This window comes from Blastococcus sp. SYSU D00868, assembly GCF_054050575.1.
Window position 1 is genome coordinate 79,013 of record NZ_JBJGZO010000011.1, and the last position, 14,487, is coordinate 93,499.

Genomic DNA, 14,487 nt, shown 5'->3' on the forward strand with positions numbered 1-14,487 from the left:
CCGGGCGTTACGGGGACGCCGGCGTCACCCCGCACGCCCCACCCGCACCACGGCCGCCGGACGCCCCGGGGCCGCGGGCGGGTCGGGGAACGACCGGTCGCCGAAGAGCACCCGGCGAGCCGCGGCGCGCCCCGGCGGGGTGCGCAGCAGCGGGAAGGCCGCCGCCGCCATCCCGGGCGTGCGCACCTGCGCCAGGCCGCGGCGCAGCAGCAGCCGCCCGCGGAAGGCGGCCCGCAGCGCCGCGCCGTCGTAGTGCGCCAGCGGGTCCGGCCGGCCGGCGCGGAGGGCGTCGTCGAGCAGGTCGGCGGCGTGCGCGGACAGCCGCAGGCACGGGTCGAGGCCGCCGGCGGTCAGCGGCGACACCGCGCCCGCGGCGTCGCCGACCAGCAGCCCGTCCGAGCAGCCGATCCGGCGCAGCAGCCCGCCGACGGGGATCGGGCCGCCGCGCCGCTCGACGTCCTGCGGCGGCCGCTCCCCGGCCAGGCCGGGGGCCGACGCGCGGAAGCGGTCCAGGGCCGCCCGCAGGCCGTCGGGGAAGCGGGCGGCGTAGCCGGCGACACCGACGTGCGCGTGCCGCCCGTCGTCGACGACCCAGGCCAGGTAGCCGGGAGCCAGGGAGGGGTCCAGCACGCAGTGGAACGTGGGCGGCCCGGCCGGCCGGGTGACCGGGGAGACCTCCTCGGCGCCCACCAGCAGGTGCCGGTTGCGGTCCAGCCCGAGGTCGCGCGCCACCCGGGAGCGGGCGCCGTCCGCGCCGACGACGAACCGCGCCCGCACGCGGAGCGGACCGCCGGGGCCGGTGAGCAGGCAGACGCCGTCCCGCCGTCCCTCGTAGCGGGTGGCGAGGGCCAGCCGGACGCCGGCGTCCGCGGCCTCCCGCGCGGCCGCCCGGTACAGCGGTCCCATGTCCCCGACCCGGAACTCGTCCCGGTCGCTGACCAGCTCCACCGGACGGCGCAGGTCCGGCGGGTACAGCACGACCCGGCGGATCGGCGGACCGAGGTGCTCCGGCGGCAGCGCGAAGTCGTCGAGCGTGCGGCGGACGAAGATCCCGGTGGTGCGGACGGCGCCGTCGAGGGCCGGACGGCGCTCGGCCAGCAGCACGTCGTGGCCGCGCCGGGCCAGCAGCGTGGCGGTGTGCAGCCCGGCCAGCCCCGCGCCGACGACCAGCACGTCGACCGACCGGTCCCGGGTCACCGCCGGGCCTCGTGCGGCGCCGTGGCGTCGGCGTCGTCGGGCACCCACTCCAGCAGGTCGCCCGGCTGGCAGTCGAGCACCCGGCACATCGCCTCGAGGGTGCTGAACCGGACGGCCTTGGCCCGGCCGTTCTTCAGCACCGCCACGTTGGCCGGGGTGAGCCCGACCCGCTCGGCGAACTCGCCGACGCTCATCTTGCGGCGGGCCAGTTCCACGTCGATGCGGACGACGATCGGCATCAGATGACCGCCTCCATGTCGGTCCGCAGCGTGGTGGCCTGCCGCAGCAGCGCCCGCATCACGACCATGAGCAGGCCGACCACCGCGCCGATCAGCAGCAGCACCAGCAGCAGGACGGGCACCGCCGGGTCGTCGCTGACGTCGTCGACGACGAAGTAGTACGAGCAGACGAACGCGGCGGCCAGCAGCGCCCAGCCGGCGGCCACGGCCCGCACGATCGCGTTCACCCAGGGCAGCGCGGCGGCGCTGAAGATCCGGTCCTCGGCGACCAGGCCCAGCAGCACCCAGGTGCAGACGACGACGACCTGGACGCACACGAGCCCGAGCACCGAGACCGTCAGCATGACCGCCCGCATCACCGACTGCTCCAGCGACGGGTCCGCGAGGTCGGGGAGCATGCCGGGCAGCGCCCAGACCTGGGCGGCGACGAGGGCCGTGAACACGACGACGAGCAGGACGCGCAGCGGGAGCACCACACGGGGGATGCGTGACATGCATCGAATCTCGCGATGTGTCTATCGATTGTCAATCGGTTCCGACCGCGTGTCGGCAGATCGGGTGAGTTCCCCCGCCGCCCGGCCGGTCCCCCGTCCGCGCGCGGGGGGCCGACATCGTCGTCCCGCTCCGGCAGGATCCGCGAGGTGACCCGCACCCCCGCCGAGGAGCAGCGGCTGCGCGACCTGGCGCGGCTGCGCCGCGTCCGCGACCGCATCGACCGGGAGTACGCGCAGCCGCTGGACGTCGAGGCCCTGGCCCGCGGCGCGCACATGTCGGCGGGTCACCTGAGCCGCGAGTTCAAGCGGGCCTACGGCGAGTCGCCCTACTCCTACGTGATGACCCGGCGGATCGAGCGGGCGATGGCGCTGCTGCAGCGCGGGGACCTGAGCGTCACCGAGGTGTGCTTCGCCGTCGGCTGCTCGTCCCTGGGCACCTTCAGCACCCGGTTCACCGAGCTGGTCGGGACGTCGCCGAGCGCGTACCGCCGCGAGCGCTCCGGAGCGACCGCGGGACTGCCGCCGTGCGTGGCCAAGCAGGTCGCCCGACCGGTCAGGAATCGAGAAGCCCGGACCGCCTCGACGTCCCTAGCGTGACCGGCATGGACCTCACCATCCACCAGACCTTCCTCCCCCACGACGACCCGGAGGCCTCGCTGGCCTTCTACTGCGACACCGTCGGCTTCGAGGTCCGCCTCGACGTCGGCCAGGGCGCGATGCGCTGGATCACGGTCGGCCCCGCCGGCGGCGAGGGCACCTCCGTCGTGCTGTACCCGCCGGCCGCCGACCCCGGCGTCACCGAGGACGAGCGCCGCACCATCGCCGAGATGATGGCCAAGGGCACCTACGCCAGCCTGATCCTGGCGACCAAGGACCTCGACGCGACGTTCGAGCGGATCCAGGCCGGCGGCGCCGAGGTCGTGCAGGAGCCCGTCGACCAGCCGTACGGTGTACGGGACTGCGCCTTCCGCGATCCCGCGGGCAACCTGCTCCGCGTCCAGCAGCTGCCCTGACCCCGACTCCCAGCAGACGGAGAAACCCCATGAGCACCCGCGCCGACGAGCAGCACCCCGCGGACAGCCACGACCTGATCCGCGTGCTGGGCGCGCGGGTCAACAACCTCAAGGACGTCAGCGTCGAGATCCCGAAGCGCCGGCTGACGGTGTTCACCGGCGTCTCGGGCTCCGGCAAGAGCTCGCTGGTCTTCGACACGATCGCCGCCGAGTCGCAGCGGATGATCAACGAGACCTACAGCGCGTTCGTACAGGGCTTCATGCCGACGCTCGCGCGCCCCGACGTCGACCTCCTCGAGGGCCTCACCACGGCGATCCTCGTCGACCAGGAGCGGATGGGCGCCAACCCCCGCTCCACCGTCGGCACGGCCACCGACGCCAACGCCATGCTGCGGATCCTGTTCAGCCGGCTCGGCACGCCGCACGTCGGGCCGCCCACGGCGTTCTCCTTCAACGTCCCCACGCGCAAGGCCAGCGGGGTGATGAGCACGGAGAAGGCCGGCGGCCGGGTGGAGAGGAACGTCGTCCGCGACGTGACCTACCTGGGCGGCATGTGCCCGCGCTGCGAGGGCATGGGCTCGGTCTCCGACTTCGACCTGACGGCCCTGTACGACGCGTCGAAGTCGCTGGCCCAGGGCGCGCTGACGGTCCCCGGCTACAGCATGGACGGCTGGTACGGCCGGATCTTCAGCGGCTTCGGCTTCGACATGGACAAGCCGATCGCGCAGTTCTCGGAGAAGGAGCTGGACGACCTCCTCCACAAGGAGCCGACCAAGATCAAGGTGGAGGGCATCAACCTCACCTACGAGGGCGTCATCCCGAAGATCCAGAAGTCGATGCTCGCCAAGGACGTCGACGCGATGCAGCCGCACATCCGCGCCTTCGTCGAGCGCGCGATCACCTTCCAGCGCTGCCCCGAGTGCGAGGGCACCCGGCTGACCCCGGAGGCCCGGTCGTCCACGATCCGCGGGAAGAGCATCGCCGACCTCTGCGAGATGCAGATCAGCGACCTCGCCGGCTGGGTGCGCGAGCTCGACGAGCCGTCGGTGGCTCCGCTGCTCACCGGCCTGCAGCACCTGCTCGACTCGTTCACCGAGATCGGGCTGGGCTACCTGTCGCTCGCCCGGCCGGCCGGGACCCTGTCCGGGGGCGAGGCGCAGCGCACCAAGATGATCCGCCACCTCGGCTCGTCGCTGACCGACGTCACCTACGTCTTCGACGAGCCGACGATCGGCCTGCACCCGCACGACATCGAGCGGATGAACGGCCTGCTGCTGCAGCTGCGCGACAAGGGCAACACGGTGCTCGTCGTCGAGCACAAGCCCGAGACGATCGCGATCGCCGACCACGTCGTCGACCTCGGGCCGCGCGCGGGCAGCGAGGGCGGCGAGGTGGTGTTCGCGGGCACGGTCGAGGGGCTGCGGGCCACCGACACGCTCACCGGGAGGCACCTCGACGACCGGGCCTCTCTCAAGCCGTCGGTGCGCACGCCGTCCGGGACGCTGGAGGTGCGCGGCGCCACGGCGAACAACCTGCGCGACGTCGACGTCGACATCCCGCTCGGCGTGCTGACGGTGGTGACCGGCGTCGCCGGGTCGGGGAAGAGCTCGCTGATCCACGGCTCGGTCGCGCCGCGCGACGGCGTGGTGGTGGTCGACCAGGGCGCGATCAAGGGGTCCCGGCGGAGCAACCCCGCCACCTACACCGGGCTGCTCGAGCCCATCCGCAAGGCGTTCGCCAAGGCCAACGGCGTCAAGCCGGCGCTGTTCAGCTCCAACTCCGAGGGCGCCTGCCCGACGTGCAACGGGGCCGGCGTGATCTTCACCGAGCTGGGCGTCATGGCCACCGTCGAGTCACCCTGCGAGGAGTGCGAGGGGCGGCGGTTCCAGGCGGCGGTCCTCGAGTACACGTTCGGCGGCCGGAACATCGCCGAGGTGCTGGCGATGTCGGTGACCGAGGCCGAGGAGTTCTTCGGCGCCGGCGAGGCCCGGACTCCGGCCGCGCACGCCGTCCTCACCCGGCTCGCTGACGTCGGGCTGGGCTACCTCACGCTCGGCCAGCCGCTCTCCACGCTCTCCGGCGGCGAGCGGCAGCGGCTCAAGCTGGCCGCGCAGATGGCCGAGAAGGGGGACGTCTACGTCCTCGACGAGCCGACCACCGGCCTGCACCTCGCCGACGTCCAGCAGCTGCTGGGCCTGCTCGACCGGCTGGTCGACGCGGGCCGGTCGGTGCTGGTGATCGAGCACCACCAGGCGGTCATGGCGCACGCGGACTGGGTCATCGACCTGGGCCCGGGCGCCGGCCACGACGGCGGCCGGGTTGTCTTCGAGGGCACCCCGGCCGACCTGGTGGCCGCCCGCTCCACCCTGACCGGGCAGCACCTGGCGGCCTACGTCGGCGCCTGAGACGGACCCGCGCCCGGGAGGGTCCCGCCGGGGTGCGGCCGTTCCTAGGCTGCGCCGCCATGACCGCCGCCCTCGTCCGCCTGTCCGCCGCCCAGCTCGCCGCCGGCCTCGCCGGCCAGGCCCTCGCCGTCGCGCGCCGGGCGCACTACGACCTCCCGTTCGCGACGGGCCGCCCGGAGCGCGTCGTCCGCGACTCCCTGGTCATGGGGACGGCGTTCAGCGCGCCGGTGGACATGCTGGCGCTGCAGGCGTGGGCGACGGCGCGGCTGGCCCGGCGCCCCGGCGACGTCCTGGCCCGGCGGGTGCTCCGGGGCCTGGGCGCCGTCATGGTGGCCGGCCTCCTGATGGAGCGACGCGACCGCGAGCGGCTGACCACGGCCGGTGCCGACGCCGTCGAGACGCCGCTGGTGGTCGTCTCCCTCGCCCTCGCCGCCGCGATGGCGGTGGGCGGCCGCCCGGTGCGGGCAGCGGTCAGATGACCCGGCGGCGTTGCAGCTGGACGAACGCGACCCACCCGACGGGAGCGGGGAGCCAGAAGGTGGCGGCGCGGAAGGCCAGCACGGCGGCCAGCGCCGTGGCCACCGGCACGCCGGTCGCGGTCAGCCCGCCGACCAGGGCGGCCTCGACCGCGCCGAGGCCGCCGGGGGTGGGCGCCACGGACCCGACCGTGGAGGCGACCAGGTAGACGCCGACCAGGGTGGGCAGCGACAGCGAGCCGGAGAAGGCGCGCAGCGACGCGTCGAGGGCCAGCACGTTGCCGGCGTTGAGGACGAGGATCCCCAGCAGCGCGGTGCCCAGCCGCCGCGGGTCGGTGGCCGCGGTCAGCAGCTGGGGCAGGGACTGCCGGACGAACGGCTCCAGCCGGCGCCGCAGCAGCCGCCGCACGGCCGGCACGGCGACCAGCAGCCCCAGCACGAGGACCGCGCCGAGGAGGACCAGCAGCACCTGGCCGCTGGGCAGCAGGGACAGCCGCGCCGTCGTCACCCCGCTGGCCCAGCCGGCGACCAGCAGCAGCGCGACGGTGACGACGACGGTCGCGACCTGGCTGACGGCGACCGTCGCCGCGGCCGTGCCGACGGGCAGGCCGGAGCGCTGCAGGAACCGGACGTTGAGCCCGACGTGGCCGACGGTCGGGGGCGTGACCAGGGTCAGCCACGACGCCGCCACCTGCACCAGCGTCGTGCGGGCCAGCGAGACCGCCGACGGCGTGAACGCCACCAGCGCCAGCGCCGCGCCCACGTAGGTGACCGCCGAGCCCAGCAGCGCGACGCCGAACCACCAGGGGTCGGCCCGCCGGAGCTCGGAGACGAGGCTGACCTGCGACAGCTGGGTCGCCAGCAGGAACGCGGCGACCACCGAGGCCGCCACGGTGAGGATGGTCCGGAGCGAGAAGCGCTCCAGGCGGGGCGCGGCCACCGCGGCACCGTCCGGCCCGGTCAGCTCCTCCCGGAGCGCGCCGAGCACCTCGGTCCGGCGGGCCGCCCGGCGCACCCCCGGCGGCAGGGCCAGCGGCCGCACGAGCGCGCTCAGCCGGGCCAGGGTCGCCGGGTCGCCGGTGTAGGCCGACCGCAGCGCCGCCACGGCCTCGGCCGCGCCGGCGTGCACCGCGCCGACGGCGAGCAGCGCCACCACGTCGAGGTCGCGCTGCAGCTCGCCGGCGGCCGGTTGCGCCGCGCCGAGGTCGGTGAACCCGGCGTCCCCGCCGGCGGTCAGGACCACCGAGTCGGCCCGGACCGCCCCGTGCGCGATCCCGTTGTCGTGCAGCCGGCGCAGGGCCCGGAACGCCGCGGACAGGCGCGCCGGCGCGCCCGCCGTCCCGCCGGCGTCGGTCAGCGGCGTCCCCTCCAGGGGGCGCTCGACGAGGAGGAGCGCCGGGCCGAGCGAGAGCACGGCCAGGACCGACGGCACGGCGACCCCGGCCGCGGTCGCCAGCGACGCGGTCAGCGCCTGCCGCTCCACCAGGCCCCGCTGGGTGAGCGCCGGCCGGCCGACCACCGCGGGGCGGAAGCGCAGCATGCGCACCAGCCGGCGGGCGGCGGAGGGGCCGCGGCCGTCGGGGTCGACGACCGTGACGCAGACGGTGCCGGCGGCGTCCGAGCCGGTGTAGCGCGCCCGGCCGGTCGTCTGCTCGGTCAGCTGCAGCGCGTCCAGCGCGACCCCGGCGCGGGCCAGGACCGCCCGGACGGCGCCCTCGGCGGGCCGGGCGGGCGAGACCCCGAGCGCCGAGCGCACGCCGCAGCCGACCGCCGTGGCGAGCAGCAGCGCGCCGACCGCGCCGGGGAGGGTCACCGCCCGCAGCGCCACGGCGGGAACGACCGCGGCCAGCACCGCGGTCCGGGCGGGCGCCAGCCACCGGCGCCGCCGCTGCAGGTCGGCGCCGACGAGCGCGGCGGCCGCGGCGGTGATGGGCACCAGCGCCGCGTCGTCCATCGGGCCGGTCAGCGCCTCCGCCGCGACGCCGCCGGCCGCGTCGCCCAGGCGCTCGGCGACCGCGGCGAGCGCCAGGCCGAGCAGGCAGGACACCACCGCAGTGAGCAGCGCGGGCCGGCGCACCCGCGCGGCGTCCACGGCGACCGCCACGAGGACCCCGAGGACGGCGAGCGAGGCGCCGACCGACGCGATCGACAGCAGCCAGCGGACCGGCCCGGGCCGCACGGCCGGCACGGCGTCCGCGACGGCCTCGGCCGCGTCCGGCGCCAGCAGCGCCCCCAGCACCAGGACGACGAGGCCGGTCAGGGCGGCGGCGGACCGGACCACGTCGGAGGGACGGTGCACCCGCTCGCCGAGCAGGGAGGCCCTCGGCGGAACCGCGCCGTCGCCGTCCACGGGGTCATCATGTCCAACGCCGTCCCGGCTCCTCGCAGGCGAGGCGGGACGCGCGTGCCGGGATCAGAGCTCGCCGAGCCCGCGGACGGCGAGGGAGACCGCCAGCAGGGTCATGACGACGGCGATCCCGCCGTCCAGCACCCGCCAGGCCGCGGGCCGGGCGAACACCGGCCGCAGCAGCCGGGCGCCGAAGCCGAGGCCGGTGAACCAGAGCACGCTGCCGACGGCCGCGCCGGCGGCGAACTGCCAGCGGTGCTCGCCGTAGGTGGAGGCCGTGGAGCCGAGCAGGACCACCGTGTCCAGGTAGACGTGCGGGTTGAGCCAGGTCAGCGCCAGGCAGGTGCCGACGGTGACCGCCAGGCCGGTGCGGGCCCCTGCCGAGCCGGGCAGCAGGGCGCCCGGCCGCAGCGCGCGGCGGCCGGCGAGGACGCCGTAGCCGAGCAGGAAGGCCGCGCCGGCGAAGCAGACGACCGGCACCAGCCACTCCGCCCGGGCGATGGCGGCGCCCGCGCCGAGCACCCCGGCGCCGATCAGCGCGATGTCGGACAGCGCGCACACCGCGACGACCGCGGCGACGTGCTCCAGGCGCAGCCCCTGGCGGAGGACGAAGGCGTTCTGGGCGCCGATGGCGACGATCAGGCCGAGGCCCAGCGCGAGCCCGGAGGCGATGGCGAGCAGCGCCGAGGTGGTGAGCACGCCGCCGATGCAACGCCGGCTGAGCACCACCGTCCAGCTCAGGATTCTCACGCACCATTAGCGTTGCTTCACGTGGACCTCGACCTGGCCCAGCTGCGGGCGCTCGACGCGACCGTCCGCGCGGGGACCCTGGAGGCGGCCGCCCGCGCGCTGCACGTCACCCCGTCGGCGGTGAGCCAGCGGCTGCGTGCCCTGGAGGCCGCGACCGGGCGGATCCTGCTGGTCCGGTCCAAGCCGGTGCGGCTCACCGACTCCGGGCAGGCGGTGCTGCGGCTGGCGCGGCAGATCGACCTGCTCGCCGCCGACGTCGCCCGCGAGCTCGGCGAGGAGGCGGCCGAGGGCGTGCCCACGCTGCCGATCGCCGTGAACGCCGACTCGATGGCCACCTGGGTGCTGCCGGCGCTGGCCCCGCTGGCCGGCGACGTCTGCCTCGACCTGCACCGGGAGGACCAGGAGCACACCAGCGCGCTGCTGCGCGCCGGCACGGTCATGGCGGCCGTCACCGCGGACGCCGACCCCGTGCCCGGCTGCAGCTCCACCCGCCTGGGCGGGATGCGCTACCGGCCGATGGCCGCGGCGGGCTTCGCGCGGCGGTGGTTCCCCGACGGCCCGACCCCGGAGGCGCTGGCGCGGGCCCCGGTCGTCGTCTTCGACCACAAGGACGACCTGCAGCACCGCTACCTGCACGCGCGCGCCGGCACCGACGTCGCCCCGCCGGTGCACTTCGTGCCCGCCTCGGCGGACTACGTCGCCGCGGTCACCCTCGGCCTGGGGTGGGGCATGGTGCCCGGCCTGCAGGAGCGGCCCGGGCTGGTCGCGATCGACCCGGCCGCGGCGGTGGACGTCGTCCTGTACTGGCAGCAGTGGAAGCTGCGCTCCGCGACCCTCGACCGGGTCCGGGCGGCCGTGCTCGCCGCGGCCGCCACCTCCCTGGACTGAGCGGGTGCCCTGCGCCCCGGGAGGCGGCGCGCCGTCAGCCCGAGGTCTCGGCGCTGCCGTCGTGGGGCTCGAGCGGTCGCGACCGGAGCGGCGGCGTCGGCGGCGTGCCCTGCTCCTCCACGACCCGGACCTCGACGACGTACTGCCCGGGATCGGCGAAGACGTCCCGGAACTCCTCGTCGTCCACCACCTCGCAGCCCGAGGCCGAACCGTCGGTCCACTGGTCCCCGATCCCGAGGTCGACGACCTCCGCGCCGGAGCGGTCGAGGACCACGCTCTCGATGCTGTCCCCGTCCTGCGGGGCCTCGTTGTCCCAGACGAAGCAGATCACGGGCAGGGCGTTGCGGTCCTCCAGTTCCAGCCACGCCTCCCCGCCGTTCTCCCAGTCCGCGCGCAGGTGCGCGCCGTCGTCCCCGTCCAGGGCGGCCAGGGTCGTGGTCACGGTGGCCGACAGCCCGAGCGCCGCCAGGCCGGCGACGACCGTGGCCCTCCTCCGGGTGTTCATCGTGTCGTCTCCGCTCGGCTCGGTCAGGTGACGATGACGTGGGCGGTGGCGGTGCCGGCGAGCGCGCCGGTGAGCCAGTGCCGGAACTCGTAGGTCACGGTGTGGGTGCCGGGGGCGCTCGGGGTGAGGACCATGTCGTAGCGCTCGGCCGTGACGGTCTCGAGCCGGTTGCCCGGCAGGGGCGTGGGTGCGGGGAGCGGTTCGCCGTCGGACATGTGCACCACCGGGGCCAGCGCCGCCGGGAAGCGGACGACGTTGACGAAGTAGGCGCCGGTCAGGTGCCGCAGCAGCACCCGTTGCCCGACGCGCGCCCGCACGGTCGTCTTCGGGCTGTTGCGGGACCGCCGCGCGTCGACGCCGTTGACGGTGAAGTAGCGGGGCCGGAAGCGGTTCAGGCGCGTGCGGTCGGCGATCGCGTCCGCCTCGCCGGAGGCGTGGTTGTAGTCACGCCAGGCCGGGTCGACGTCGTAGGTCGCCCACATGGCCTCGACGTCGTACTCCGGGCCGCCCACGTACAACGTCCCGGGGCCGGTCGGCGGATCGACGACCAGGTAGCCGAACATGCCCATCTGCACGTGCAGCGGGGCGTTCCGGTGGCAGTGGTAGAAGAACGTCCCGGCCCGCGAGGCCCGCCACTGGTAGGTGTAGTCGCCGGTCACCGCGAACGACGTGTCGGGCACCCCGTCGTTGTAGGTGGACGGCTCGATCCCGTGGTGGTGGATCGTGTGGTGGTTGATCGCCGGCTCGATGACCGTGTGGACCACCTCGCCCTGGCGGACCCGGATCGGCGTCGAGGGGAACGGCTTGTCGTCGTCCGGGTCCTTGAACGCCCAGTACTCGACGTCCTCGCCGTCGGAGAACTCCAGCTTGTCGTTGAAGACCTTCCGCGCGAAGGTCGCGTCCGGCCGGACACGACCCGGCGTCTCGGGGCTGGCCTCCGGGAAGTTGTGCCCGAAGTGCGCGGACTGGGTGAGGTCCGCCGGGCGGTTCTGGTCGATCGGGACGAGTCCGCCGGCCATGGTGATCAGTTCCTCTCAGACGAAGGCGGCCTCGGAGACCATGCCGCCGGCGTAGTGGCCGCCGCCGGCGGTCTCGGCCATCTCGATGTGGTCGTGCACGACGTACTTCTGGGCTCGGTCGACGACCGGGTACGAGTCCGGGGGTGTGGTGAACGGGAACAGCACGTCCACGGCGGTGCCGGGCGGGACGCGCACGGTGTCCTTGTTGGTGCCGACGATCCACGGGGTGTCGGGGTGGCTGAGCACCCAGACGTGGTTGCCGTGGAAGTGCACCGATCGCGGCGCCCGGCCGGTGTTGATCATCCGGACGAGCGTGGCGTCGCCGGGTGCGGTCAGCGAGCCCGCCTCGCCCTCGAGGTACGTGGCCGGGTCCTCGACCGCCAACATCCCGCTGATCCCGTTGATGAGGAAGTACTCGGGCTCGGGGTCGGTGGGCAGGGCGACCCGGCCGCCGGCGAGGTCGCGGGCGGTGGCCGGGTTCAGCTCGGCGAACAGCCAGGTGCGCTCCTGGACGATCGCGGTCGGGACGGCGACCGGCTGGGTGCCGAACAGCGGCTGGCGCCGCGCCCGGGCCAGGGCACCGGGGAAGTTGGCCTCGATGGACCCGGCCGCCCCTCGGGCCCGGACGACCAGGGCACCGGCGGCGCCCAGGGCGCGTCCCGTGTCGGCGCTGCCGTCGATCGTGCCGATGTAGACGAACGTGCCCGGCCGATCGGGTGCGGTGAACGAGATGGTGCGGCTGGCCCCCGGCGGGACCGGCTCGCTGGGCACGCCGGGGACCCCGGGGACGGCGAGCCCGATCTGCCGGGCCGTGCCGTTCGTCAGCGTCAGGTCGACCGTGTCCCCGGTCTCGACCTCCAGTCGGCCACCGGGGATCTCCACCCGGTCGGGAGCGCTGCCGAAGCCGAGCACCGGCACGACCAGGCCGTCGATCATGATCCGCTCGCCGTCCAGCGCGAAGAGCTGGGCGTTGACCACGTCGGCGGCGGCGCGTTCGGCCGAGGCGAGCAGGCCGCTGCCGACGAGGACGAGGGTCGCGGCGGCTCCGAGGCCGTAGGTGAGCGCCGTTCGGCGGGAGACGTCGGTCGCAGTGGGGTCCATGGGGCCCTCCGGGGCTGGGAGGAGTCGGTGCGGGCCGGGACGGGCGGGCCCGCCGGTCGGTCCGAGGATCCGCGCTCTCCTGTTCCGGAACCACGCCGAACCAGGGGGCGCCGGCGTCCCCCATCCGGGGGACACGTCGGTGCCGATCGCCGCCGGCCGACCCGGACGGTAGGAAGGACCCCGGGAGAAGGGGGGCCGCTGTGCTGATGCAGGTCGCAGAGGGTGTGCTGGTCCACCGGAGCGAGCTGCTGCAGAACAACGCCGTCGTCGTCGACGGCGCGGACGGCGTGCTGCTCGTCGACCCCGGGCTCACGGACGGCGAGATGTCCTGCCTCGCGGACGATCTGGCGGCGTCCGGCCGGCACGTCGCGGCGGGCTTCGCGACGCACCCCGACTGGGACCACGTGCTGTGGCACCCCGCGTTCGGCGAGGCGCCCCGGTACGGCACGGCCCGCTGCGCGGAGGTCCTGCGGGGCCTGCTGTCGGAGCCGGGCTGGCGGGCCGAGGTCGCCGAGGGGCTGCCGCCGGAGATCGCCGACGAGGTGCCGCTGGACCTGTTCGGGCGCATCACCGGCCTGCCCGCCGGGAGCACGGAGCTCCCCTGGGACGGCCCGCGCGTCCGGGTCGTCGAGCACCCGGCGCACTCCCCCGGCCACGCGGCACTGCTCGTCGCCGACCGCCGGGTCCTCGTCGCCGGCGACATGCTCTCCGACGTCCTGATCCCGATGCTCGACCGCCCGGAGCGCAGCGGCAGCACCGACCCGGTCGAGGACTACCTGGTGGGGCTGCGGCTGCTCGAGGGCCTGGCGGACGAGGTGGACGTCGTCGTCCCCGGCCACGGGTCCGTCGGCGGGGCGGACCAGGTGCGCGCCCGCATCGACCTGGACCGCGCGTACGTCGACGCGCTGCGCGCCGGCCGCGCTCCCGACGACCCGCGCATCGGCCCGTCGGCCCGGCCCGGCTGGGAGTGGGTCGGCGACGTCCACGAGGGCCAGGCCGAGGGCCTCCGCGCCTGGCGGGGCGAGCGCGAGGGGACCGCCTCCCCGCGGGACTGAGCGTGTGCGCCCACGCCGCGTTCCGGCGCCGATCCTGCGGTCCCGGCGCACACGGTCGCCCGACCGGGCCTCAGCCGGGGCCGAGGGGGTGGACGGCGTCGTAGGCGGCGGCGAGCTTCGCGGGGACGACCATCCGCCAGGCGTCGACCACGAGCTCCCGGGCCTCGGCCGGGTCCAGGGCGGCGAGGTCGGCGTGGACCCAGTGGAAGCGCATGTCCGACTCCCCCGGCAGGGAGAACTTGTGCGGCTCCCCTCCGACGAGCGCCGCCCGCTCCTCCTTCGGGAACGCGAACCCCATCACCCGCTCGTCGCGGGAGAACGCCACGTAGACCAGCTGCCCGACGCGGAACTTCAGCCGGCCGCGCACGTAGACCTCGTACGAGCGCTCCAGCTCCGCGCCCAGCGGCCGCACGTCCTCGATCACCGCCATGTCAGACCCCGCGCCCGTCGTGACCTCCGCCGACGCAGGATCGACTGCGCCGGCCGGTCGGAGTCATCGCTTCCCCGCCCCGACGGTGTGGGCGAGCGTCGGCTGCGCTCGCGGAGGAGATGCACCCCTGACCACCGTGCGGAGCCACCGACGGTGGGGGCGACTGTCGCGTATCGGCCGAAGCCCCGTGGTCGAGCACCAACCGCAACGACACATCGGCGCGGTGGGCCCCGTGGGGATCGAACCCACAACCCGCGGATTAAAAGTCCGCTGCTCTGCCAGTTGAGCTAGAGGCCCGGGGCGCAGCACGGTCCGACGTCCGAGGCGCCTGCGGCCCGCAGCGAGGCTACCCCGCGCACCCCTCCCCGCCCGCGCCTCCGCCGGCCGACGGCCTGCCGGGTGCCGCACGATGGTTGCCCGAACTAACGACACCGGCTAGTCTCGCCGCCAGGTCCAGCACGGGCCGACAACCCAGTCGCAGGCAGCGCGGGGTCGCCGGGTCCGTCGGGCGTTCCCTCCCGCTCGCCCGCGGAGGTGAATGCGTGATCCCTCCCGGCCCCCGTCCCCG

Annotated in this window: 15 protein-coding genes and 1 tRNA gene; 6 read left to right on the forward strand and 10 right to left on the reverse strand. The window is 75.4% G+C overall.

Annotation, left to right across the window (positions count from 1 at the left end; genetic code table 11):
* Window positions 1-24 precede the first annotated feature (24 nt).
* From ACI79F_RS11960 to ACI79F_RS11970, 3 genes are read right to left on the reverse strand one after another with little or no spacing between them, the layout of a single operon-like run.
* A complete protein-coding gene (locus tag ACI79F_RS11960; protein WP_456544675.1) occupies window positions 25-1,197 on the reverse strand; it encodes an FAD-dependent oxidoreductase in 1,173 nt (390 codons plus the stop codon).
* Entirely contained in the window at window positions 1,194-1,436 is a 243-nt protein-coding gene (locus tag ACI79F_RS11965) for a helix-turn-helix domain-containing protein (RefSeq protein ID WP_456544674.1), read from the reverse strand. The genes ACI79F_RS11960 and ACI79F_RS11965 overlap by 4 nt, the downstream gene beginning before the upstream one ends.
* Entirely contained in the window at window positions 1,436-1,930 is a 495-nt protein-coding gene (locus tag ACI79F_RS11970) for a DUF2975 domain-containing protein (protein ID WP_456544673.1), read from the reverse strand. Before ACI79F_RS11970 ends, ACI79F_RS11965 begins: the two co-directional genes overlap by 1 nt.
* Window positions 1,931-2,077: 147 nt before the next feature.
* Between ACI79F_RS11970 and ACI79F_RS11975 the strand changes: the two genes are divergently transcribed.
* The 4 genes from ACI79F_RS11975 to ACI79F_RS11990 are packed head-to-tail and all read left to right on the forward strand — an operon-like array spanning window position 2,078 to window position 5,827.
* Window positions 2,078-2,527, forward strand: coding sequence for a helix-turn-helix transcriptional regulator (locus ACI79F_RS11975; protein ID WP_456544672.1), 450 nt, complete (start codon window positions 2,078-2,080; stop codon window positions 2,525-2,527).
* Window positions 2,528-2,532: 5 nt separating this feature from the next.
* Window positions 2,533-2,943, forward strand: coding sequence for a VOC family protein (locus ACI79F_RS11980; protein WP_456544671.1), 411 nt, complete (start codon window positions 2,533-2,535; stop codon window positions 2,941-2,943).
* A gap of 29 nt (window positions 2,944-2,972) precedes the next feature.
* A complete protein-coding gene (locus tag ACI79F_RS11985; protein ID WP_456544670.1) occupies window positions 2,973-5,348 on the forward strand; it encodes an ATP-binding cassette domain-containing protein in 2,376 nt (791 codons plus the stop codon).
* Between the two features lie 59 nt (window positions 5,349-5,407).
* The gene (locus ACI79F_RS11990; RefSeq protein ID WP_456544669.1) at window positions 5,408-5,827 is read left to right on the forward strand and encodes a hypothetical protein; all 420 of its coding nucleotides are present in this window, start codon (window positions 5,408-5,410) and stop codon (window positions 5,825-5,827) included.
* On the opposite strand, the gene ACI79F_RS11995 is transcribed toward ACI79F_RS11990, so the two are convergent.
* Together ACI79F_RS11995 and ACI79F_RS12000 are read right to left on the reverse strand one after the other, a co-directional pair.
* Window positions 5,820-8,174, reverse strand: a complete 2,355-nt coding sequence (locus ACI79F_RS11995) for a lysylphosphatidylglycerol synthase domain-containing protein (protein ID WP_456544668.1) — start codon at window positions 8,172-8,174, stop codon at window positions 5,820-5,822. The genes ACI79F_RS11990 and ACI79F_RS11995 overlap by 8 nt on opposite strands.
* 63 nt (window positions 8,175-8,237) lie before the next feature.
* Window positions 8,238-8,921: a LysE/ArgO family amino acid transporter gene (locus ACI79F_RS12000; protein WP_456544667.1), complete on the reverse strand. Its 684-nt coding sequence runs from the start codon at window positions 8,919-8,921 to the stop codon at window positions 8,238-8,240.
* Between the two features lie 21 nt (window positions 8,922-8,942).
* On the opposite strand from ACI79F_RS12000, the gene ACI79F_RS12005 reads away from it, so the two are divergent.
* A complete protein-coding gene (locus tag ACI79F_RS12005; RefSeq protein ID WP_456544666.1) occupies window positions 8,943-9,809 on the forward strand; it encodes a LysR family transcriptional regulator ArgP in 867 nt (288 codons plus the stop codon).
* Window positions 9,810-9,843: 34 nt separating this feature from the next.
* Here the strand turns inward: ACI79F_RS12005 and ACI79F_RS12010 are convergent, their stop codons facing one another.
* From ACI79F_RS12010 to ACI79F_RS12020, 3 genes are read right to left on the reverse strand one after another with little or no spacing between them, the layout of a single operon-like run.
* Entirely contained in the window at window positions 9,844-10,314 is a 471-nt protein-coding gene (locus ACI79F_RS12010) for a hypothetical protein (RefSeq protein WP_456544665.1), read from the reverse strand.
* A gap of 23 nt (window positions 10,315-10,337) precedes the next feature.
* Window positions 10,338-11,333: a multicopper oxidase domain-containing protein gene (locus ACI79F_RS12015; protein WP_456544664.1), complete on the reverse strand. Its 996-nt coding sequence runs from the start codon at window positions 11,331-11,333 to the stop codon at window positions 10,338-10,340.
* A gap of 15 nt (window positions 11,334-11,348) precedes the next feature.
* Window positions 11,349-12,434, reverse strand: coding sequence for a multicopper oxidase domain-containing protein (locus ACI79F_RS12020; protein WP_456544663.1), 1,086 nt, complete (start codon window positions 12,432-12,434; stop codon window positions 11,349-11,351).
* A gap of 206 nt (window positions 12,435-12,640) precedes the next feature.
* Here ACI79F_RS12020 and ACI79F_RS12025 point away from each other — a divergent pair, with 206 nt between their 5' ends.
* A complete protein-coding gene (locus ACI79F_RS12025) occupies window positions 12,641-13,489 on the forward strand; it encodes an MBL fold metallo-hydrolase (protein ID WP_456544662.1) in 849 nt (282 codons plus the stop codon).
* Window positions 13,490-13,559: 70 nt separating this feature from the next.
* On the opposite strand, the gene ACI79F_RS12030 is transcribed toward ACI79F_RS12025, so the two are convergent.
* Both ACI79F_RS12030 and ACI79F_RS12035 read right to left on the reverse strand, forming a co-directional pair.
* Complete coding sequence (locus ACI79F_RS12030; RefSeq protein WP_456544661.1) at window positions 13,560-13,919, reverse strand: MmcQ/YjbR family DNA-binding protein; 360 nt, start codon at window positions 13,917-13,919, stop codon at window positions 13,560-13,562.
* A 224-nt stretch (window positions 13,920-14,143) separates the two neighbouring features.
* Window positions 14,144-14,216: transfer RNA gene (locus tag ACI79F_RS12035), tRNA-Lys, on the reverse strand.
* Window positions 14,217-14,487 lie beyond the last annotated feature (271 nt).

Coding starts and splice junctions, on each gene's coding strand:
- ACI79F_RS12030 (WP_456544661.1), bottom strand. CDS start 13,919: ATGGCGGTGATCGAGGACGTGCGGCCGCTGGGCGCGGAGCTGGAGCGC.
- ACI79F_RS12015 (WP_456544664.1), bottom strand. CDS start 11,333: ATGGCCGGCGGACTCGTCCCGATCGACCAGAACCGCCCGGCGGACCTC.
- ACI79F_RS12025 (WP_456544662.1), top strand. CDS start 12,641: ATGCAGGTCGCAGAGGGTGTGCTGGTCCACCGGAGCGAGCTGCTGCAG.
- ACI79F_RS11970 (WP_456544673.1), bottom strand. CDS start 1,930: ATGTCACGCATCCCCCGTGTGGTGCTCCCGCTGCGCGTCCTGCTCGTC.
- ACI79F_RS12020 (WP_456544663.1), bottom strand. CDS start 12,434: ATGGACCCCACTGCGACCGACGTCTCCCGCCGAACGGCGCTCACCTAC.
- ACI79F_RS11980 (WP_456544671.1), top strand. CDS start 2,533: ATGGACCTCACCATCCACCAGACCTTCCTCCCCCACGACGACCCGGAG.
- ACI79F_RS11985 (WP_456544670.1), top strand. CDS start 2,973: ATGAGCACCCGCGCCGACGAGCAGCACCCCGCGGACAGCCACGACCTG.
- ACI79F_RS11965 (WP_456544674.1), bottom strand. CDS start 1,436: ATGCCGATCGTCGTCCGCATCGACGTGGAACTGGCCCGCCGCAAGATG.
- ACI79F_RS11990 (WP_456544669.1), top strand. CDS start 5,408: ATGACCGCCGCCCTCGTCCGCCTGTCCGCCGCCCAGCTCGCCGCCGGC.
- ACI79F_RS12010 (WP_456544665.1), bottom strand. CDS start 10,314: ATGAACACCCGGAGGAGGGCCACGGTCGTCGCCGGCCTGGCGGCGCTC.